This is a genomic window from Pseudomonas sp. SWRI111 (assembly GCF_014268555.1).
GTDB lineage: Bacteria > Pseudomonadota > Gammaproteobacteria > Pseudomonadales > Pseudomonadaceae > Aquipseudomonas > Aquipseudomonas hamedanensis.
The window spans coordinates 1-18,970 of sequence record NZ_JABWQQ010000041.1 but is presented as its reverse complement, the minus strand read 5'-3'; the positions used below and the strand labels follow the sequence as shown (position 1 = coordinate 18,970).

Genomic DNA, 18,970 nt, shown 5'->3' with positions numbered 1-18,970 from the left:
TCCCATGACGCTTCCTTAAATCGAGGCTCCTACATCATGGTCTAAAAAAGTTCGACCACAACAGGCTCACTCCTACAATTGAAATGCGTTCCCCTGTAGGAGTGAGCCTGCTCGCGATAGCCGCGACTCGGTCCCCGAGACTCGCAAAACAATTTCATTGAAAACCAAGCAAGCGCTCGGTTAACGTCGGCGAACCCTTCCGTGGAGCTCGCCCATGCCTGCCTTTCAGGAATACTTCGACCCCAGCCACCAATTGGTCCGCGACAGCGTCAGACGTTTCGTCGAGCGCGAGATCCTGCCGGACATTGATCAGTGGGAAGAAGCCGAAAGTTTTCCCCGCGAGCTGTATCTGAAGGCGGGCGCTGCGGGCATTCTCGGCATCGGCTATGCCGAAGCCCTGGGCGGCAGCCATGAAGGCGATCTGTTCGCCAAGATTGCCGCCAGTGAGGAGTTGATGCGCTGCGGCTCCGGTGGCCTGGTGGCCGGTCTGGGCTCGCTGGACATCGGCCTGCCGCCGATCGTCAAATGGGCGCGGCCCGAGGTTCGCGAGCGGGTCGTGCCGCCAGTGCTCAGCGGCGAAAAAATCAGCGCCCTGGCAGTCACCGAACCGGGTGGCGGCTCCGACGTCGCCAACCTGCAAACCCGCGCCGTGCGTGACGGCGATTTCTACCGGGTCAGCGGCAGCAAAACCTTTATTACCAGTGGCGTGCGCGCCGATTTCTACACCGTTGCGGTGCGTACCGGCGCGCCGGGGTTCGGCGGCATCAGCCTGTTGCTGATCGAGAAGGGCACGCCAGGTTTCACCGTCGGCCGGCAGTTGAAGAAAATGGGCTGGTGGGCGTCGGACACCGCTGAATTATTCTTTGATGATTGCCGCGTGCCTGTAGGCAATCTGATCGGTGCCGAGAACATGGGCTTCGCTTGCATCATGGGCAATTTCCAGAGCGAACGTCTGGCGCTGGCGCTGATGGCAAACATGACTTCGCAACTGGCGCTGGAGCAGAGTCTGAAATGGGCGCGCGAGCGCGAGGCGTTTGGCAAGCCGATCGGCAAATTTCAGGTGATCAAGCATCGTCTCGCCGAGATGGCCACGGCGCTGGAAGTGTCGCGAGAGTTCACTTATCGGCAAGCGGCGAAGATGGCGGCGGGGCAGAGTGTGATCAAGGAAATTTCCATGGCGAAGAATTTCGCCACCGACACCTCGGACCGCATCACCACGGAGGCGGTGCAGATTCTTGGCGGGCTGGGTTACATGCGCGAAAGCCTGGTGGAGCGGCTGTATCGGGATAACCGCATCCTGTCGATTGGCGGCGGGACGCGTGAGGTGATGAACGAAATCATCAGCAAGCAGATGGGGCTTTAAGTCTTGCGGTGTAGCTGCCGGCCCCATCGCGAGCAGGCTCACTCCTACAGGGGAATGCGTTCCAACTTGTAGGAGTGAGCCTGCTCGCGATGGCGGCTAGAAGGGCGCTGCTTATTTGTCGGTCAACGCGAACTGCGTCAGGCAGAAGGTAGGAATGCCCATGTCCTGCAAGCGCTGCGAACCTTGCAACTCTGGCAAGTCGATAATCGCCGCCGCTTCATGCACGCGCGCACCCATGCGGCGAATCAGATTGGCCGCTGCGATCAGCGTGCCACCGGTGGCGATCAAATCATCGAACATCACCACCGAATCGCCTTCGCACAGGCTGTCGGCGTGGACTTCCAGAAACGCTTCGCCGTATTCGGTCGCGTAACCTTCGGCCAGCACGTCGGCCGGCAGTTTGCCCTGTTTGCGGAACAGCACCAGCGGCTTGTTCAACTGATAGGCCAATACCGAACCGATCAGAAAGCCACGGGCATCCATCGCACCGATGTGGGTGAAGTCGGCTTCGACATAGCGGTGGGCGAAGCTGTCCATCACCAGGCGCAGGGCCGTTGGCGACTGGAACAGCGGGGTGATGTCGCGAAAGATCACGCCCGGTTTCGGGAAGTCGATCACGGGGCGGATCAGGGATTTGATGTCGAAGGAGTCGAAGACCATCGGGGTGTCCTGGCAGGGCTGCAAACGGCGCAGTATACCCGCGGCTGAAACGATTCGCTCAACCGCGGGTCGTGATCAGCCGTCGATCGAGCCGCCAGCCAGAGCGCAGAGCTGAATCGGGTCGAGGATGTGGATCTCTTTGCCCTCGGCGGCGATCAGCTCGTTCTGCTGGAAGCGCGTGAACACCCGCGACACGGTTTCCACCGCCAGGCCCAGGTAGTTGCCGATTTCATTGCGCGACATGCTCAGGCGGAACTGATTGGCCGAGAAGCCGCGGGCACGGAAGCGCGCCGACAGGTTGACGAGGAAGGTGGCGATGCGCTCGTCGGCGGTTTTCTTCGACAGCAGCAACATCATTTGCTGGTCGTCGCGGATCTCACGGCTCATCACGCGCATCAACTGACGGCGCAGTTGCGGCAGTTGCAAGGCCAGTTCATCGAGGCGTTCGAAGGGGATTTCGCAGACCGAGGTCGTTTCCAGCGCCTGAGCCGACACCGGGTGTTTCTCGGTGTCCATGCCGGACAGTCCGACCAGCTCGCTCGGCAAGTGGAAACCCGTCAGTTGCTCCTCGCCGCCGTCGCTGAGGCTAAAGGTTTTCAGGGCGCCGGAGCGTACTGCATAAACGGAATCGAACGTGTCGCCCTGACGGAACAGGAACTCGCCCTTTTTCAACGGGCGGCCGCGTTTGACGATTTCGTCCAGCGCATCCATGTCTTCCAGATTCAAAGAAAGTGGCAGGCAGAGAGGGGCCAGGCTGCAATCCTTGCAATGGGCCTGGTTGTGAGCGCGCAGTTTAACTGGCTCGGACATTTCTTAAATCCTTGTGGGAAAACACACATAAGCCGTAAGGGTAACTCACGGGAGGACATTCAGGCCAGCGTGCAACGACGTTGTCCTACAGGCATAAAGCCGCAGCCCTGGCGGCCGATAAACCGGTATCAGAACGCACGGAAGGAAGGATTCGATGAGCGCCATTGGCACGCTGAACCCCGGTAATCATGGCGTTGCAGCGTTGCCGGAGGGTCTGAATAATGACTCCGCCGTTGACCGCGACGCCGATTCTTCAACACAGGCAACCCCGACCTTGGTCGAGGGCGTCAAAGTGTCGCTGTCCGGTGCTGCCATTGCAAAATCCGCCGCGGTCGGCGGCGAAAACAGCGACATCGACAACAGCGGCTTGCCGGAGAACATCCAGCAGTTACTGAAAATGATCCGCAAAATACAAAAAGAGATTGTCGAGAAGAAAGCCCGCATGGCGGCTGTGATGTCCGACAAGACCCTGTCCAATGAAGAAAAAACCAACAAGCTCGCCGCGCTGCGCGGTGCCATCGCAGCCTTGAGCAGTGGCCTGATCACCGCCAACCTTGCCCTGTCCAAGGTGATGAATCAGTCGGCGTTGACCCCGGATCAAAACTTCAAGGTCGGCTCGCTCCTGACCAAGCCCTAGATTACCCGCGAGAAGCGCTGGCGGTTCTGCTGCTCAAGGTAGGCATCGAACACCATGCACACCGAGCGCACCAGCAGGCGTCCGGCCGGCAACACCTCGATGCGTTCGCGTTCGAGTCTGATCAGGCCATCCTCGGCCATACTCTGCAGTTGCGGCCATAGCGCGCCGAAATAGCCCTGAAAATCGACATTGAATTGCTGCTCGATGGTGGCGAATTCCAGCCTGAAAGTGCAGATCAGTTGCTGGATCACCGCGCGGCGCAGGCGATCGTCGGCGTTGCACACCAGGCCGCGACTGGTGGCCAGTTGCGCGCTGGCGAGGGTGTTTTGATAGGCGTTGAGATCGCTGCTGTTCTGGCAGTACAGATCGCCGATCTGGCTGATTGCCGAAACCCCCAGGCCAATCAGGTCGCAATGACCGTGGGTGGTGTAACCCTGGAAGTTGCGTTGCAGGGTGGCTTCTTCCTGGGCGATCGCCAGTTCGTCGTCGGGCAGGGCGAAGTGGTCCATGCCGATGTAGCGATAGCCGGCGGTCGTGAGCTGTTCAATGGTGCGCTGGAACATCTCCAGTTTTTGCGCCGGGCTCGGCAACTCGCTGCTGTTGATGCGCCGCTGCGGCATGAAGCGTTCCGGCAGATGCGCATAGTTGAACACCGAGAGCCGGTCCGGTTGCAGGCTGATCACTTCGTCGACAGTGCGGGCGAAGTTGTCTGGAGTCTGCTTCGGCAAGCCGTAGATCAAATCAATGTTGATCGAGCGAAATTGCAACGTGCGCGCAGCGTCGATCACCGCGCGGGTTTCTTCCAGGCTTTGCAGGCGATTGACCGCACGCTGCACCGCCGGGTCGAGGTCCTGCAGGCCGATGCTGACGCGGTTGAAACCCAGTTCACGCAACAGGCCCATGGTCGACCAGTCGGCTTCACGCGGGTCGATCTCGATGCCGTAATCGCCAGAGTCGTCCTCCAGCAGATTGAAGTGCTTGCGCAAGTGCGCCATCAATTGGCGCAGTTCGTCGTGGCTGAGAAAAGTCGGGGTACCGCCGCCGAAATGCAGCTGCTCGACTGTTTGCGCCGGGTCGAGGTGACAGGCGACCAGCTGGATTTCCTGCTCCAGCCGTTGCAGATACGGCTGTGCACGGCCGCGATCCTTGGTGATGACTTTGTTGCAGGCGCAGTAGTAGCAGATGTTTGCGCAGAACGGCACATGCACATAAAGCGACAACGGCCGCAGGGCTTTGCGGCTGTCGCGCAGGGCGTGGAACAGGTCGAAGGTGCCGACCTGACCGTGAAATTGCACGGCCGTCGGATACGAGGTGTAGCGCGGCCCCGCCAGGTCATAGCGGCGGATCAAATCGGTGTCCCAACGAATGGCGTCGAGCATGCGGGCATTCCCCCCGGATAGGCTGGCAGTGTGGCGAGTCTATCGGGGGGCTGCGATGGGGCTGTTGATTTGCATCAACGGGGAGGATTTGTGTTGATCATGCGGGCCTCTTCGCGAGCAGGCTCGCTCCCACAGATTTTGTGTTCACTGCAGATCCCATGTGGGAGCGAGCCTGCTCGCGAAGGCCGCACCGCCAATCTAATGGCCCATCAACCAATGCTGATGCGGTCCAGGCAGGGTCCAGAGGCCAAAAAGGATGACCAGCAATCCGCCAGCCATGCGTACGCTGCGGTTGCGCAGGATCGCCGTGACCCGTTCGGCCGCCAGCCCGGTGGCCAGCAGCACCGGCCAGGTGCCGAGACCAAACGCGAGCATCAGCAACGCACTGTCCAGCGCATTGCCCTGACTCGCGCTCCACAACAACGTGCTGTAAACCAGCCCGCACGGCAGCCAGCCCCACAACGCGCCGAGCAGCAGAGCGCGCGGCACACTCGACACCGGCAGCAAGCGATTCGCCACGGGCTGGATATAGCGCCACAACCCCCGCCCGAGGGATTCGATGCGCGTCAGGCCGCTCCACCAACCCGCGAGATACAAGCCCATCGCGATCAGCAGCAACCCGGCCACTACCCGCATGAACAACGCCGCCGGGCTGTTTGCCAGTGCCCAGCCGGCCAGCCCGATCAACAACCCTGCCGTGGCATAACTGAGAATCCGCCCCAGGTTGTAGGCCAGCAACAAGCGAAAGCGTCGGCTGCGCTGTTCCTTGGGAATCGCCAGGGTCAAGGCGCCCATCAAGCCACCGCACATGCCCAGGCAATGTCCGCCGCCGAGCAGGCCGAGGATCAGCGCCGAGACCAGTAGCGGCGCCAGTTCAAGCATGGGGTGGCGCCTTGTCGTCCGGTTTGCCGGCGTTGGCTTCGTCCACCGCAGCGGTGTGGTTCGGGTCCTGATCATCGAAGAGGATGCTGTGGGCGGGGCCGTCGAGGTCGTCGTACTGGCCGCTGTCCACCGCCCAGAAGAAGATGTAGACGGCGATGGCCACGATCAGCAGGGCCGCGGGGATCATCACGTAGAGAGCTGGCATCTGTACTCCAGGCCCGCGCGGCTCAGGCCGGCAATGGGCGGGTTTCTGACGAGGTGTGCGCGGCTGGCGCGCCCGGCACGCGAGTCAGGCGCAGGGCGTTGAGCACCACGGTCAGCGAACTGATCGACATGCCGACGGCGGCCCATACCGGAGTGATCCAGCCGAGGGCGGCGAACGGCAACATGAGGCCATTGTACAGCGCGGCCCACAACAGGTTCTCGATGATCACCCGGCGGGTACGTCGCGCCAGGCTGAAGGCTTGCACCAAGGCGTCGAGGCGGTTGGACAGCAGCACCGCGTCGGCGCTGGTTTTCGCCAGATCGGTGGCCGAACCCATCGCCACGCTGATGTCCGCAGCGGCGAGCACCGGCACATCGTTGACGCCGTCGCCGAGCATCAGCACTTTGCGACCCTGCTGGTGCAGTTGCTGCAGCACTTGCAGTTTGTCATCCGGGCGCAAGCCGCCGCGGGCCTCATCAATACCCAGTTCGGCGGCGACGCTGGCGACCATCGGCGAGCTGTCCCCGGACAACAGCAGTGTGCGCCAGCCACGCGCCTTGCAGGCTGCGAGCAGGGCGGGGGCGTCGTCGCGCAAGCGATCGTCGAGGACGAACCAGGCCAGCGGGCCGTCAGTGTCCGCGAGCAGCAAGCATTGCCCGGCTTCATCGGGCATCAACGGCACCGGCGCGCCGCTCGGGGCGCAGGCAAATGCTGCCTGGCCGATGCGCAAACGCTGGCCGTCCACCACGCCTTCCAGACCCAGCCCCGGCGTGCTGTGGACTTCTTCAGCGGCCAGCGGGGCGCGGCCGAACGCCCGGGCAATCGGGTGTTCCGAACGGTTTTCCAGGGCGGCGGCAAGGCTCAGGCATTGATCGCTGTCGAGGCCACCGAGCGGGCGAATCGAGCGCAGGACCAGACGGCCTTCGGTCAGGGTGCCGGTCTTGTCGAAAATCACCGTATCGATTTGATTGAGGCCTTCAAGCACATGGCCGCGGGTCAACAGCAGGCCGAGTTTGTGCAGCGTGCCGGTGGCGGCGGTGAGGGCGGTTGGCGTCGCCAGCGACAGCGCGCAGGGGCAGGTCGCGACCAGCATGGCGAGGACGATCCAGAACGCCCGCGAAGCATCCAGCTGCCACCACAACAGGCCGATGGCCGCCGCTGCAATCAGCGACAGCAACAGAAACCATTGCGCGGCGCGGTCGGCGATTTCTGCCAGACGTGGTTTTTCCGCCTGGGCGCGGTCGAGCAGGCGGACAATTGCGGACAGGCGCGTGTCCTGTCCCAACGCCTGCACTTGCACGGTCAATGCGCCTTCGACGTTGAGCGTGCCGGCAGTCACCGCATCGCCCACGGTTCGTGCTTGCGGCAGGTATTCGCCGGTCAGCAGCGATTCGTCGATGCTGGACTGGCCGTCGATGATTTTGCCGTCAGCCGGCAGAATCGAGCCGGGCTGCACCAGAATCCGCTCGCCCAGGCGCAGCTCGCTGAGCAGGATGCGTTCGCTCTGGCCGTTCGCATCAAGACGCAGGCACGAGGCCGGCAACAGATTTACCAATTGCGCGGTGGCGGCGGCGGTGCGTTCGCGGGCGCGGCGTTCCAGATAACGCCCGGCCAAAAGAAACAGCGCGAACATGCCGACCGCATCGAAGTACAGCTCACCAACCCCGGTGATCGACGTCCAGATCCCAGCGATATAAGCGCTGCCGATCACCAGGGAAACGGACACATCCATGGTCAGGTGACGGGTGCGCAAATCGCGCATCGCACCTTTGAAGAACGGTGCGCAGCTGTAGAACACGATCGGCGTGGTCAGAAACAGCGCGACCCAGCGCAGGATCGTGTGCAGCTCCGGGCTGAGATCAATGTTGAATTCCGGCCAGGTGGCCATGGTCGCCATCATTGCCTGGAACCACAGCAACCCGGCGACGCCGAGCTGGCGCAGGGCCAGGCGATTCTCGCTGGCCAGTTGTTCGCTGGCGCGGTCGGCTTGGTAGGGATGGGCGGCGTAGCCGATATGGCGCAGTTCGGCGAGCAACTGGCTCAGCGGCAATTGCGCGTCGGCCCAGCTGACGTGCAGACGATGGTTGGACAGGTTCAGTCGCGCCTCGGCGACCGCCGGCAGCGTGCGCAGGTGTTTCTCGATCAGCCAGCCACAGGCAGCGCAACTGATGCCTTCCATCAACAGAGTGGTTTCGGCCAGATCGCCTTCGTGGCGGACGAAGGGTTGTTGCACGTCGGCGCGGTCGTACAGCGCCAGTTCATCGCTCAGTTGCACCGGCAGCGCTTCGGGGTTGGCCGAGGCTTCGCTGCGATGCAGGTAGTAGCTTTCCAGACCGCCGGCGACGATGGCTTCGGCCACGGCCTGACAGCCCGGGCAGCAGAATTCGCGGGACTGCCCGAGTACGACGGCGGTGAAGCGGCTGCCGGACGGGACGGGCAGGGCGCAGTGGTAGCAGGGAAGCGGGGTGGTCATCATGTCGTTCCGATCGTTCCCACGCTCCGCGTGGGAATGCCTCCCCGGACGCTCCGCGTCCGCTTCGGCTGGGACGCGGAGCGTCCCTGGCTGCGTTCCCACGCAGAGCGTTGGAACGATCAGAGTAAGGCTTATTTTTTCAGGTCTTCCGCGCCCTGCAATGGCTCATCGCCCAGCAGCAGATCCTTGTCATGACTGACCAGTTCTTCTTCAAACATACGCCACACGTGGTCATCCTGACTGCCGAGCAGTTCGACAAACCGACGTCCCTCGACCTTGTCCCCGAGTTGGCCGATGTAGCGCCCGGTTTCGCTGTCACTGCGGGTCAGGACGATCTTGCGGTCCTTCTCCGGCTGGGTTGGCGATATCAGATTCAACTCCAGGGTTTGCGGCTGGCTGTCACCGCTCAGGCGCAGGTCGACTTCGCCGGTGACGCTGTCCAGGTGCACGTTGGCGCGCATCTTCAGGTTCTGCGCCAGCAACTCGCGGTCCAACGAACGGTTGATGCCTTTGCCTGCTTCGTAATAGTTGTCGTTGACCAGATTGTCCGGATTGTTGACCGCAATCGTCACCATGGACAGGGTCAGGGTCACCGAGCAGGCCAGAATCGCGATGATGATCCATGGCCAGAGGTGCTTGTACCAGGGACTTGCAGCGTTTGCAGCGGGCATGTGCAGTTCTCTCAACGGATTTGTGGGCCGATGAATCGGCTCTTGGCTTCAACGTGAACGCTGTCGTCATCGGCGTCCTTGAGGATGAATTTCACCTCGTTGGTGCTTGATGGCAGTTGCTCCGGTGCGCTCGACAACTCGACCGGCATGCTGACGATATCCCCGGCGGCGACCTTGATCTCGCGCTTGCCTTGCAGGCGCAGGTCCGGCAGGCCCTCAGCTTCCAGCACGTAGGTATGATCGTGCTGATCCTTGTTCATGATCTTCAGGCTGTAGACGTTCTCGATCCGGCCTTCGGCGTTTTCGCGGTACAGCACGCGGTCCTTGCTGACGTCGAAACCGACCAGCGAACGCATGAAGAACGCGGCGACCAACAGACTGATCATCGCCAGCAACACCAGCGCATAGCCGATCAGGCGTGGCCGCAGTTTATGGGTTTTCTGCCCGGACAGGTTGTGTTCGGTGGTGTAGCTGATCAATCCGCGCGGGTAGTCCATCTTGTCCATGATGCTGTCGCAGGCATCGATGCACGCCGCGCAGCCAATGCACTCGATCTGCAGGCCGTCGCGGATGTCGATGCCGGTCGGGCAGACCTGCACGCACATCGTGCAGTCAATGCAATCGCCCAGACCCAGGGCCTTGTAGTCGACGCCTTTCTTGCGCGGGCCACGGCTTTCGCCCCGGCGCGGGTCGTAGGAAACGATCAGCGTGTCCTTGTCGAACATCACGCTCTGAAAGCGCGCGTAAGGGCACATGTAGATGCACACCTGCTCACGCAACCAACCGGCATTGCCGTACGTGGCGAGGGTGAAAAAACCGACCCAGAAATACGACCAGCCATCGGCCTGGCCGGTGAAGAACTCGATGACCAGCTCGCGGATCGGCGAGAAGTAACCGACAAAGGTCATGCCGGTGACAAAACCGATCAGCAGCCACAGCGAGTGCTTGGCCAGTTTGCGCATGAATTTATTTGCGCTCATCGGCGCCTTGTCGAGCTTGATGCGCTGGTTGCGGTCGCCCTCGGTGACTTTCTCGCACCACATGAAAATCCACGTCCACACGCTTTGCGGGCAGGTGTAGCCGCACCAGACGCGACCGGCATACACGGTGATGAAGAACAGGCCGAACGCGGCAATGATCAACAGGCCCGAGAGCAGGATGAAATCCTGCGGCCAGAACGTAGCGCCGAAGATGAAGAACTTACGCTCCGGCAGGTTCCACCACACCGCCTGGTGGCCGCCCCAGTTCAGCCACACCGTGCCGAAATACAACAGAAACAGCGCCGCCCCGCCGAGCATCCGCAGATTGCGGAACAGGCCGGTGAAGGCGCGGGTGTAGATTTTTTCTCGTGAGGCGTAAAGATCGACGCTGTTGCTCGGGTTTTTACTCGGCGGCGTGACGTCGTGTACCGGAATCTGATTGCTCATCATTGCATCCCACGGCAGTGGAAAAATGCCTCGGTCGATACGTGCCAACCAAGGTCAAAAAGGGCTGTTGCAGTGGCGCAATGATACGCCTGCAGCTCTGGCTCAAGGGTGCGACCTTTGGTCGCGTTGGGGAAAACCAATTGATGGTGTAGTGACTTGGATCAATTGACTTATGAAGTATGGTCGAACTTTTGGGACAAGCGGATCAGTCAAACGCTTGCCTGGTGAAGATTAATCCACGCTCAACAAAGAAATCGATGTCGTTCTCTGGCATGCGTAACAAGTCGGCGATATTTGCTATTTGCACTGGTGTGCAAGGCACGGGCACCTGTTCAGGGAGTTCGGCGCCTAACCCTTTCTCATCGGTTTTTGTGTTCCGCTTCCTTTGTGCCGGCATTTGTTCTGATCGGTTATCCATGATTGATCTCCTCTGAATTATTGCGGGATTGAAGGTATCCAGTATCGCCTTTACGCGCAAACCGCTTGATGCTTCTGCTCAAACAAAACGGCCCCGCCAATACCCATTGGCGGGGCCGTTTCGTATTGCTTCAGGCGCAGGCCTTACTCGGCGTCCGCTTCCGGTGCTTTTTCACCGTGCGACAGGCTATAAACGTACGCTGCGAGCAGGTGCACCTTGTCGTTACCCTGCAGTTGTTCCTGCGCGGGCATCTGGCCCTGACGGCCATAACGGATGGTCTGCTGCAGTTGCGCGAAGCTCGATCCGTAAATGAACGCGCCCGGATGGGTCAGGTCAGGTGCGCCCATCGCTGGCGTGCCTTTGCCGGCCGGGCCGTGGCAGGCCACGCAGTTGGCGGCGAAGAGTTTCTGGCCGTTGGCCGGGTCGGCCTTGGCGTCTTCCGGCAGCTTGCGGCCATCCAGGTTGGTCACTACATAAGCCGCGACATCAGCCACGCCTTGCTCACCGATCACCTCCGCCCATGCCGGCATCACCGCGTGACGGCCGCCCATGATGGTGGTCTTGATGGTTTCCGGCTCACCGCCCCAGCGCCAGTCGGCGTCGGTCAGGTTGGGGAAACCGTAGGCGCCCTTGGCGTCGGAACCGTGGCACACGGAGCAGTTGGAGGCGAACAGACGACCGCCCATTTTCAGTGCTTGCGGATCCTTGGCGACTTCTTCGATCGGCATGGCGGCGAACTTGGCGAAGATCGGACCGAACCTGGCGTCCGAACGGGCCATTTCTTTTTCCCACTCGTGCACGCCGGTCCAGCCGGTCTGGCCGTTGGCGAACGCGGTCTGCTTTTCCGTATCGAGGTAGTTGTAGCCCGGCAGCAGGCCCTTCCAGTTGCCCAGGCCTGGATACAGCACCAGGTAACCCAGGGCAAAAATGATGGTGCCGACGAACAGCATGAACCACCATTTCGGCAGCGGGTTGTCGTACTCCTCGATCCCGTCGAAGGAGTGGCCGACCGTCTCGTCCGTCTGTTCGCTGCGCTGGCCCTTGCGGGTCGACAGCAGCAGCCAGGTCAGGGCGAAGATCGTACCGAGACTGAGGACTGTGACGTACAGACTCCAGAATGTAGTCATTCTTTGTTACTCCTAGAAGCTTGCTCGACGTGCTTGATGGCTTCGGGATCATCCGCAAAAGGCAGCAAGGTCGCGTCTTCAAACTCCGACTTGCGCTTGGGGCTGAACACCCACAACGCCAGACCGATAAAGGCCACCATCACGACAACGGTGCCCAGGCCTCGAATCATCCCGATATCCATCAGATTCACCGTTTGCTTTTGATGATGGTGCCCAGGCCTTGCAGATAGGCCACCAGCGCGTCCATTTCGGTTTTGCCCTTCACGGCATCCTGTGCACCGGCGATGTCTTCGTCGGTGTAAGGCACGCCGAGTGTGCGCAAGACTTCCATTTTTTTCGCGGTTTCCTTGCCGTCGAGCTTGTTTTCCACGAGGAACGGGTAAGCCGGCATTTTCGACTCAGGCACCACGTTGCGCGGGTTGTACAAGTGCGCACGCTGCCAGTCATCGGAGTAACGACCGCCCACACGGGCCAGGTCCGGGCCGGTACGTTTGGAACCCCACAGGAACGGGTGGTCCCAGACGCTTTCACCGGCAACCGAATAGTGGCCATAGCGTTCGGTTTCAGCGCGGAACGGACGGATCATCTGCGAGTGGCAGCCGACACAACCGTTGGCGATGTAGACGTCGCGGCCTTCCAGTTCCAGCGCCGAGCGTGGCTTCATGCCCTCGACCGGCTTATTGGTGACGTCCTGGAAGAACAGCGGAACAATTTGGGTCAGACCACCGACGCTGACGGCGATCACCATGAAGAAGGCCAGCAGGCCAATATTCTTCTCGACAGCTTCATGCTTCATCAGTGAGCTCCAACGACGGCGATCTTGGCGGCGGCTTCGGCTTCAACCGGGTCCGACGCACGTACGGTGCGGTACACGTTGTACGCCATCAGCAGCATGCCGCTGGCGAAGAACGCACCGCCCAGCGCACGGACGATGAAGCCCGGGTGGCTGGCCTGCAGCGCTTCGACGAACGAGTAGGTGAGGGTGCCGTCATCGTTGATGGCGCGCCACATCAGGCCCTGGGTGATGCCGTTGACCCACATCGAGGCGATGTAGAGCACGGTGCCGATGGTGGCGAGCCAGAAGTGCGCGTTGATCAGCCCGGTGCTGTGCATCTGCGCACGGCCGAACAGTTTCGGGATCATGTGGTAGATCGCGCCGATCGAGATCATCGCTACCCAGCCGAGCGCGCCGGCGTGTACGTGGCCGATGGTCCAGTCGGTGTAGTGCGAGAGCGAATTGACGGTCTTGATCGCCATCATCGGCCCTTCGAAGGTCGACATGCCGTAGAACGCCAGCGACACCACGAGGAAACGCAGGATCGGGTCGGTACGCAGCTTATGCCAGGCGCCCGAGAGGGTCATCATGCCGTTGATCATGCCGCCCCAGCTTGGCGCCAGCAGGATGATCGACATCGCCATGCCCAGCGATTGTGCCCAGTCCGGCAGGGCGGTGTAGTGCAGGTGGTGCGGGCCGGCCCAGATGTACAGGGTGATCAGCGCCCAGAAGTGCACGATCGACAGGCGATAGGAATAGATCGGGCGTTCGGCCTGTTTCGGCACGAAGTAGTACATCATCCCGAGGAAGCCGGTGGTGAGGAAGAAGCCCACCGCGTTATGGCCGTACCACCACTGAATCATTGCGTCGGTGGCGCCCGAATAAGCCGAGTACGACTTGAACAGGCTTACCGGCAGCGACATGTGGTTGACGATGTGCAGCATCGCGGTCACGACGATGAACGCGCCGTAGAACCAGTTGCCGACATAGATGTGCCTGGTTTTGCGCTTGGTGATGGTACCGAAGAACACCAGACCGTAGGTGACCCAGACAATGGCCAGCAAAATGGCCAGCGGCCATTCCAGTTCGGCGTATTCCTTGGTGGTGGTGTAACCCAGCGGCAAGGTAATGATTGCGCCGACGATGACCGCTTGCCAGCCCCAGAACGTGAAGGCCGCGAGGCTGTCGGAGATCAGTCGCGTCTGGCAGGTTCGCTGCACGACATAGTAGGAAGTGGCGAACAGTGCACAACCACCGAAGGCAAAAATCACCAGGTTTGTGTGCAACGGGCGCAAGCGTCCAAAGCTCGTCCACGGCAGACCGAAGTTCAATTCCGGCCAGACCAGTTGCGAGGCAATGAAGACGCCGAGCCCCATGCCAAGGATCCCCCAGACCACCGTCATGATGGCGAACTGGCGGACTACCTTATAGTTATAAGCAGTCGGACTGATTGCTGTGCTCATTCTAAGGTTCCACGGTTTGGGTGTTTTATTAGGATTAAAATCGGCCGCAAGTATGCAGAGAGCAGGGGGTCATTGCAACGCGCCATGACCTGGGTCAATGCTTTCCAACGCTGATTCTGCGGCCTTTCCATGCGCCGCGTAGGGTCAAAAATGACCTCTGACAAAATGTCGCACCGAGCGAAAAAAAAACCGCGCTGCGGATCGCCGTCGACGGCGCATCTTCATGCGTCGTGATCGGGGGATGAAGGGCAATCGGCGCAACAGCCGTTATCCATCAGCGTTTGCGGCGAATCTGTCAGCCGGTTCATCGAACGCATCGCTCGGGATTGATCTGAAAACCGACGCTGGCCGGTCCGCTTCGATGAAGCGTAGACCCGATTCCGGGGATTCGAAAGGAGAGGTTGCCAGGGGTGCGACAATGCGTCGCAAAGGGGTGGGAAACTGCCGCAGCGAGAAAGCTGCGGCAGCGATGTACGCAATTACTATTTTTTGCTGTCTTCAGTTATCAGTTTTTCTGTATTCAATCCATGGCTTAAACTGTAGACATAAGCGGCAAGCAATTGCACTTTATCGTTGCCCAGCAATTCATTCTGCGCTGGCATGTGGCCCTGGCGACCATGGCGAATGGTCTGTTCCAGTTGGGTCAGACTGGTGCCATAAATGAAGCCCGCCGGATGGGTCAGGTTTGGCGCGCCCATGGCGGGCGTGCCCTGGCCGGTGGCGCCATGACAAGCTACGCAAGTGGTGCTGAACGCCTGTTGCCCGGCTTGCAGGTCCGCCTTGCTGTCGGCGGGCAGCGGCAGGCCGGCCAGTTCATGGCGCACATACGCGGCAACGTTTTTCACCCCGGCCTCGCCGAGTACTTCGCCCCAGGCCGGCATTGCCGCCATCCGCCCGCCCATGATCGTGGTCTTGATCGTCTCGGCGTCGCCGCCCCAGCGCCAGTCGCTGTCGGCGAGGTTAGGGAAACCGAACGCGCCCTTGGCATCCGAGCCGTGGCACACCGAGCAGTTGGAAGCGAACAGGCGACCGCCCATTTTCAGCGCCTGCGGATCCTTGGCCACTTCTTCCAACGGCATCGCCGCGAATTTGGCGAAGATCGGGCCGAATTTGGCGTCGGCCTTGTTCATTTCCTTTTCCCACTCGTGAACGCCGGTCCAGCCGTCCTCGTAACCCGGCAGGATACCTTTCCAGTTGCCCAGGCCCGGATACAGAATCAGATAGCCCACCGAGAACACCAGCGTGCCGGCGAACAGCATGAACCACCACTGCGGCAGCGGGTTGTCGTACTCCTCGATGCCGTCGAAGCTGTGGCCCATGGTCTGGTCGACGCTGCCCTTGGTCTCGCCCCGGCGCGTGCCGATCAGCAGCCAGGTCAGGCCGATCAGGCTGCCAATGGTCAGTACGCAGATCCACGTACTCCAGAAGGTGGTCATGGCCGGGTACTCCTTGTTTCAGGGGCGGAAATTGTTTCGGGTTGCGGTTCGTCGGCAAACGGCAGCAGGCGCGCTTCGGCGAATTCCGGGGTGCGCTTGCGGTTGAACACCCACAGGGTCAAACCGACAAACGCGACAAACACCACGACCGTGCCGAGGCCGCGGATCAGGCCTGCACTCATTTCAATGATCATCGTGCTCACCTCTTGCTCTTGATCGCAGTGCCGAGCACTTGCAGGTAGGAGACGAGCGCGTCCATTTCGGTCTTGCCCTTGAGGCTGGCGACCGCGCCGCTGATGTCGTCGTCGGTGTACGGCACGCCGAGGGTGCGCATGGTTTTCAGCTTGGTTTCGGTGTGGCTGCTGTCGACCGCCTGCGTGACCAGCCACGGGTAGGCCGGCATCTTCGATTCCGGCACCACGTTGCGAGGGTTGTACAAGTGCGCGCGGTGCCAGTCATCCGAGTAGCGCGCACCCACGCGGGCAAGGTCCGGCCCGGTGCGTTTCGAACCCCACAGGAACGGGTGATCCCAGACGCTTTCGCCGGCCACCGAATAGTGCCCGTAGCGCTCGGTTTCGGCGCGGAACGGGCGGATCATCTGCGAGTGGCAACCGACGCAGCCTTCGCGGATATAGATGTCGCGACCTTCCAGTTGCAGCGCGGTGTAAGGCTTCATGCCTTCCACCGGTTTGTTGGTGACGTCCTGGAAGAACAGCGGGACGATCTGGGTCAGGCCGCCGATGCTCACGGCGAACACCATCAGCAGCATCAGCAGGCCGACGTTCTTTTCAATCGTTTCGTGTTTCATGGCGGACTCCTCAGGCCATCTGCGCGGCAGCAACGACGTCAGCAGGCTGCGAGGCCCGCACGGTGCGCCAGGTGTTGTAAGCCATCAGCAACATGCCACTCAGGAAAATCGCCCCGCCGACCAGTCGCACAACAAAGCCCGGATGGCTGGCCACCAGGGTTTCAACGAAGGAGTACGTCAGCGTGCCGTCCTCGTTGACTGCGCGCCACATCAGGCCCTGGGCAATGCCGTTGACCCACATCGACGCGATGTAGAGCACGGTGCCGATGGTCGCGAGCCAGAAGTGCGCGTTGATCAGACCGATGCTGTGCATCTGCGCACGGCCGAAGATTTTCGGGATCATGTGATACAACGCGCCGATGGAAATCATCGCCACCCAGCCGAGGGCGCCGGCGTGTACGTGGCCGATGGTCCAGTCGGTGTAGTGGGAGAGGGCGTTCACAGTCTTGATGGCCATCATCGGCCCTTCGAAGGTCGACATGCCGTAGAACGCCAGCGACACCACGAGGAAGCGCAGGATCGGGTCGCTGCGCAACTTATGCCAGGCGCCCGATAGCGTCATCATGCCGTTGATCATGCCGCCCCAGCTCGGCGCCAGCAGAATCAGCGACATCACCATGCCCAGCGACTGCGCCCAGTCCGGCAGTGCGGTGTAGTGCAAGTGGTGCGGACCGGCCCAGATGTACAGGGTGATCAACGCCCAGAAGTGCACGATCGACAGGCGATACGAATACACCGGACGCTCGGCCTGTTTCGGCACGAAGTAATACATCATGCCGAGGAAGCCTGCGGTGAGGAAAAAGCCCACGGCGTTGTGGCCGTACCACCACTGCACCATGGCGTCGGTTGCACCGGCGTACAGCGAGTAGGACTTGGTGAAACTCACCGGTAACTCAAGGTTGTTGACGATGTGCAGAATCGCCACGGTGATGATGAACCCGCCGAAAAACCAGTTGCCCACGTAGATGTGCTTGGTCTTGCGCTGCATGATCGTGCCGAAAAACACAATCGCGTAGGCGACCCAGACAATGGTGATCAGAATGTCGATCGGCCATTCCAGCTCGGCGTATTCCTTGGAACTGGTGTAACCCAGCGGCAGGCTGATCGCCGCCAGCAGAATCACCAGTTGCCAGCCCCAGAAGCAGAACGCGGCGATTTTTGGTGCAAACAATTGCGTCTGGCAGGTGCGTTGTACCGAGTAGAAAGAGCTGGCGAACAGCGCGCAGCCACCGAAGGCGAAGATCACCGCGTTGGTGTGCAGCGGGCGCAGACGGCCGAAACTGGTCCAGGGCAAATTGAAGTTGAGTTCGGGCCAGACCAATTGCGCCGCGAGAAAAACCCCGAGGCCCATGCCGACGATGCCCCACACCACCGTCATAATGGCGAATTGGCGGACCACCTTGTAGTTGTAGGCGGTACTGATAGAAGTGTTCATGGTTCCCCATCCACGGTTCAGCCGAAGTGAGCGCGCAAGCGGCGCGAATCCTTCGTCTGGAGTTATAGGCAGACTAAAAGCGAGGCAAGCATGGACAAACAGCACAAGGCCAGTATTGACGGGGATCAATGGGCGCAGTGTGTGCGTGATCATGGGTGGCTGTGGGACGCCGCTGTTGGTGAGGCTTGTGCGACTCTGATTCTGGCGCATGGGGCGGGGGCGCCGATGGACAGTGGCTGGATGTCGGATATGGCTGGGCGTCTTGCTGCGCTGGGTATCAACGTATTGCGCTTTGAGTTTCCGTATATGGCGCAGCGGCGCGTGGATGGTGTCAAGCGTCCGCCGAATCCTGCGCCGAAATTGCAGGAGTGCTGGCGGGAGGTGTATGGCGAAGTGCGGCGTCATGTCGCTGGGGTTTTGGCGATTGGCGGCAAGTCGATGGGCGGGCGGATGGCGAGTCTGGTGGCGGATGAGTTGGGGGTGGATGCGCTGGTGTGTCTGGGGTATCCGTTTTATGCGGTGGGGAAGCCGGAGAAGCCGCGGGTTGAGCATTTGGCTTCGTTGCGTACGCGGGCGTTGATTGTGCAGGGGGAGCGGGATGCGCTGGGTAATCGTGAGGCGGTTGAGGGGTATTCGTTAGCGTCGGGGATTGAGGTGTTTTGGCTGGCGGCGGGGGATCATGATTTGAAGCCGCTCAAGGCTTCTGGCTTTACGCATTCCGATCATTTGGCGGGTGCTGCGCAGAAGGTGGCTTTGTTTTTGCGGTGAGGGGGGTGGGGGCATATCCGTTGCTTCGGGAGCTGCGGCTGGCGGTTTCGCCTGACGGCGACTTACTTTTTTACAAGCGCCAAAAAAAGTAAGCAAAAAACGCTTGCTCCTGCGTTCGGCCCTCGCAGGCTCGGGTCCCTTCGCTGCGGGATCGACCCGGGCGCAGCGTCTCCGGTTTGCTTCGCTGCACCTCCTTCCGCTGTGTACGACTGCGTCGTACGGTCGCTGCGCTC

General features: G+C 60.9%; 20 protein-coding genes. 3 read left to right on the top strand and 17 right to left on the bottom strand.

Annotation, left to right across the window (positions count from 1 at the left end; genetic code table 11):
- Positions 1 to 214 precede the first annotated feature (214 nt).
- Positions 215 to 1,363 carry an acyl-CoA dehydrogenase family protein gene (locus tag HU755_RS26555; RefSeq protein WP_186638156.1) on the top strand — a complete coding sequence of 383 codons (1,149 nt, stop codon included), beginning with the start codon at positions 215 to 217 and terminating at the stop codon, positions 1,361 to 1,363.
- 111 nt (positions 1,364 to 1,474) lie between these two features.
- Here HU755_RS26555 and HU755_RS26550 read toward each other — a convergent pair whose 3' ends face one another.
- Positions 1,475 to 2,023: an adenine phosphoribosyltransferase gene (locus tag HU755_RS26550; RefSeq protein ID WP_024012326.1), complete on the bottom strand. Its 549-nt coding sequence runs from the start codon at positions 2,021 to 2,023 to the stop codon at positions 1,475 to 1,477.
- A 75-nt stretch (positions 2,024 to 2,098) separates the two neighbouring features.
- On the bottom strand, positions 2,099 to 2,833 hold the full coding sequence (fnr, locus tag HU755_RS26545; RefSeq protein ID WP_186550955.1) for a fumarate/nitrate reduction transcriptional regulator Fnr: 735 nt from the start codon (positions 2,831 to 2,833) through the stop codon (positions 2,099 to 2,101).
- 154 nt (positions 2,834 to 2,987) lie between these two features.
- Here fnr and HU755_RS26540 point away from each other — a divergent pair, with 154 nt between their 5' ends.
- Positions 2,988 to 3,470, top strand: a complete 483-nt coding sequence (locus tag HU755_RS26540; protein ID WP_186550956.1) for a hypothetical protein — start codon at positions 2,988 to 2,990, stop codon at positions 3,468 to 3,470.
- On the opposite strand, the gene hemN is transcribed toward HU755_RS26540, so the two are convergent.
- From hemN to ccoN (HU755_RS26465), 15 genes are all read right to left on the bottom strand, one after another.
- Entirely contained in the window at positions 3,467 to 4,849 is a 1,383-nt protein-coding gene (gene hemN, locus HU755_RS26535) for an oxygen-independent coproporphyrinogen III oxidase (RefSeq protein ID WP_186638153.1), read from the bottom strand. The two genes, HU755_RS26540 and hemN, sit on opposite strands and share 4 nt — an antisense overlap.
- A gap of 198 nt (positions 4,850 to 5,047) precedes the next feature.
- Positions 5,048 to 5,731 (bottom strand): sulfite exporter TauE/SafE family protein, encoded by a 684-nt coding sequence (locus HU755_RS26530; protein ID WP_186638151.1) that lies wholly within the window; start codon positions 5,729 to 5,731, stop codon positions 5,048 to 5,050.
- The gene (gene ccoS / locus HU755_RS26525; RefSeq protein ID WP_039763029.1) at positions 5,724 to 5,936 is read right to left on the bottom strand and encodes a cbb3-type cytochrome oxidase assembly protein CcoS; all 213 of its coding nucleotides are present in this window, start codon (positions 5,934 to 5,936) and stop codon (positions 5,724 to 5,726) included. The genes HU755_RS26530 and ccoS overlap by 8 nt, the downstream gene beginning before the upstream one ends.
- A gap of 22 nt (positions 5,937 to 5,958) precedes the next feature.
- Positions 5,959 to 8,409 (bottom strand): heavy metal translocating P-type ATPase, encoded by a 2,451-nt coding sequence (locus HU755_RS26520; protein WP_186638149.1) that lies wholly within the window; start codon positions 8,407 to 8,409, stop codon positions 5,959 to 5,961.
- A gap of 131 nt (positions 8,410 to 8,540) precedes the next feature.
- Positions 8,541 to 9,080: a FixH family protein gene (locus tag HU755_RS26515; RefSeq protein WP_186638147.1), complete on the bottom strand. Its 540-nt coding sequence runs from the start codon at positions 9,078 to 9,080 to the stop codon at positions 8,541 to 8,543.
- An 11-nt stretch (positions 9,081 to 9,091) separates the two neighbouring features.
- Positions 9,092 to 10,507 carry a cytochrome c oxidase accessory protein CcoG gene (gene ccoG / locus HU755_RS26510; protein WP_186623105.1) on the bottom strand — a complete coding sequence of 472 codons (1,416 nt, stop codon included), beginning with the start codon at positions 10,505 to 10,507 and terminating at the stop codon, positions 9,092 to 9,094.
- 205 nt (positions 10,508 to 10,712) lie between these two features.
- Positions 10,713 to 10,925 carry a hypothetical protein gene (locus HU755_RS26505; protein WP_186532682.1) on the bottom strand — a complete coding sequence of 71 codons (213 nt, stop codon included), beginning with the start codon at positions 10,923 to 10,925 and terminating at the stop codon, positions 10,713 to 10,715.
- A gap of 143 nt (positions 10,926 to 11,068) precedes the next feature.
- Positions 11,069 to 12,052, bottom strand: coding sequence for a cytochrome-c oxidase, cbb3-type subunit III (ccoP, locus tag HU755_RS26500; RefSeq protein ID WP_186638145.1), 984 nt, complete (start codon positions 12,050 to 12,052; stop codon positions 11,069 to 11,071).
- Positions 12,049 to 12,234, bottom strand: a complete 186-nt coding sequence (locus tag HU755_RS26495; RefSeq protein ID WP_003175465.1) for a CcoQ/FixQ family Cbb3-type cytochrome c oxidase assembly chaperone — start codon at positions 12,232 to 12,234, stop codon at positions 12,049 to 12,051. The genes ccoP (HU755_RS26500) and HU755_RS26495 overlap by 4 nt, the downstream gene beginning before the upstream one ends.
- 5 nt (positions 12,235 to 12,239) lie before the next feature.
- Positions 12,240 to 12,848, bottom strand: coding sequence for a cytochrome-c oxidase, cbb3-type subunit II (ccoO, locus tag HU755_RS26490; RefSeq protein WP_007917161.1), 609 nt, complete (start codon positions 12,846 to 12,848; stop codon positions 12,240 to 12,242).
- Complete coding sequence (gene ccoN, locus HU755_RS26485; protein WP_186623107.1) at positions 12,848 to 14,290, bottom strand: cytochrome-c oxidase, cbb3-type subunit I; 1,443 nt, start codon at positions 14,288 to 14,290, stop codon at positions 12,848 to 12,850. The genes ccoO (HU755_RS26490) and ccoN (HU755_RS26485) overlap by 1 nt, the downstream gene beginning before the upstream one ends.
- Positions 14,291 to 14,772: 482 nt before the next feature.
- The gene (gene ccoP / locus HU755_RS26480; RefSeq protein ID WP_186638143.1) at positions 14,773 to 15,726 is read right to left on the bottom strand and encodes a cytochrome-c oxidase, cbb3-type subunit III; all 954 of its coding nucleotides are present in this window, start codon (positions 15,724 to 15,726) and stop codon (positions 14,773 to 14,775) included.
- Positions 15,723 to 15,920, bottom strand: a complete 198-nt coding sequence (locus HU755_RS26475) for a cbb3-type cytochrome c oxidase subunit 3 (RefSeq protein WP_186623109.1) — start codon at positions 15,918 to 15,920, stop codon at positions 15,723 to 15,725. Before HU755_RS26475 ends, ccoP (HU755_RS26480) begins: the two co-directional genes overlap by 4 nt.
- 5 nt (positions 15,921 to 15,925) lie before the next feature.
- On the bottom strand, positions 15,926 to 16,534 hold the full coding sequence (ccoO, locus tag HU755_RS26470; RefSeq protein ID WP_003223389.1) for a cytochrome-c oxidase, cbb3-type subunit II: 609 nt from the start codon (positions 16,532 to 16,534) through the stop codon (positions 15,926 to 15,928).
- 10 nt (positions 16,535 to 16,544) lie between these two features.
- Positions 16,545 to 17,969, bottom strand: coding sequence for a cytochrome-c oxidase, cbb3-type subunit I (ccoN, locus tag HU755_RS26465; RefSeq protein ID WP_186638140.1), 1,425 nt, complete (start codon positions 17,967 to 17,969; stop codon positions 16,545 to 16,547).
- A 90-nt stretch (positions 17,970 to 18,059) separates the two neighbouring features.
- Between ccoN (HU755_RS26465) and HU755_RS26460 the strand changes: the two genes are divergently transcribed.
- Positions 18,060 to 18,737 (top strand): alpha/beta family hydrolase, encoded by a 678-nt coding sequence (locus HU755_RS26460; RefSeq protein WP_186638137.1) that lies wholly within the window; start codon positions 18,060 to 18,062, stop codon positions 18,735 to 18,737.
- Positions 18,738 to 18,970: the final 233 nt, after the last annotated feature.

Bases quoted from the DNA above. Each gene is read 5' to 3' on its own strand.
- ccoO (WP_003223389.1), bottom strand. From the start codon at position 16,534: ATGAAACACGAAACGATTGAAAAGAACGTCGGCCTGCTGATGCTGCTG.
- HU755_RS26550 (WP_024012326.1), bottom strand. From the start codon at position 2,023: ATGGTCTTCGACTCCTTCGACATCAAATCCCTGATCCGCCCCGTGATC.
- ccoP (WP_186638143.1), bottom strand. From the start codon at position 15,726: ATGACCACCTTCTGGAGTACGTGGATCTGCGTACTGACCATTGGCAGC.
- HU755_RS26515 (WP_186638147.1), bottom strand. From the start codon at position 9,080: ATGCCCGCTGCAAACGCTGCAAGTCCCTGGTACAAGCACCTCTGGCCA.
- ccoG (WP_186623105.1), bottom strand. From the start codon at position 10,507: ATGAGCAATCAGATTCCGGTACACGACGTCACGCCGCCGAGTAAAAAC.
- HU755_RS26495 (WP_003175465.1), bottom strand. From the start codon at position 12,234: ATGGATATCGGGATGATTCGAGGCCTGGGCACCGTTGTCGTGATGGTG.
- fnr (WP_186550955.1), bottom strand. From the start codon at position 2,833: ATGTCCGAGCCAGTTAAACTGCGCGCTCACAACCAGGCCCATTGCAAG.
- ccoN (WP_186623107.1), bottom strand. From the start codon at position 14,290: ATGAGCACAGCAATCAGTCCGACTGCTTATAACTATAAGGTAGTCCGC.
- HU755_RS26555 (WP_186638156.1), top strand. From the start codon at position 215: ATGCCTGCCTTTCAGGAATACTTCGACCCCAGCCACCAATTGGTCCGC.
- HU755_RS26460 (WP_186638137.1), top strand. From the start codon at position 18,060: ATGGACAAACAGCACAAGGCCAGTATTGACGGGGATCAATGGGCGCAG.
- ccoS (WP_039763029.1), bottom strand. From the start codon at position 5,936: ATGCCAGCTCTCTACGTGATGATCCCCGCGGCCCTGCTGATCGTGGCC.
- HU755_RS26505 (WP_186532682.1), bottom strand. From the start codon at position 10,925: ATGGATAACCGATCAGAACAAATGCCGGCACAAAGGAAGCGGAACACA.
- HU755_RS26540 (WP_186550956.1), top strand. From the start codon at position 2,988: ATGAGCGCCATTGGCACGCTGAACCCCGGTAATCATGGCGTTGCAGCG.
- HU755_RS26530 (WP_186638151.1), bottom strand. From the start codon at position 5,731: ATGCTTGAACTGGCGCCGCTACTGGTCTCGGCGCTGATCCTCGGCCTG.
- ccoN (WP_186638140.1), bottom strand. From the start codon at position 17,969: ATGAACACTTCTATCAGTACCGCCTACAACTACAAGGTGGTCCGCCAA.
- ccoP (WP_186638145.1), bottom strand. From the start codon at position 12,052: ATGACTACATTCTGGAGTCTGTACGTCACAGTCCTCAGTCTCGGTACG.
- HU755_RS26520 (WP_186638149.1), bottom strand. From the start codon at position 8,409: ATGACCACCCCGCTTCCCTGCTACCACTGCGCCCTGCCCGTCCCGTCC.
- ccoO (WP_007917161.1), bottom strand. From the start codon at position 12,848: ATGAAGCATGAAGCTGTCGAGAAGAATATTGGCCTGCTGGCCTTCTTC.
- hemN (WP_186638153.1), bottom strand. From the start codon at position 4,849: ATGCTCGACGCCATTCGTTGGGACACCGATTTGATCCGCCGCTATGAC.
- HU755_RS26475 (WP_186623109.1), bottom strand. From the start codon at position 15,920: ATGATCATTGAAATGAGTGCAGGCCTGATCCGCGGCCTCGGCACGGTC.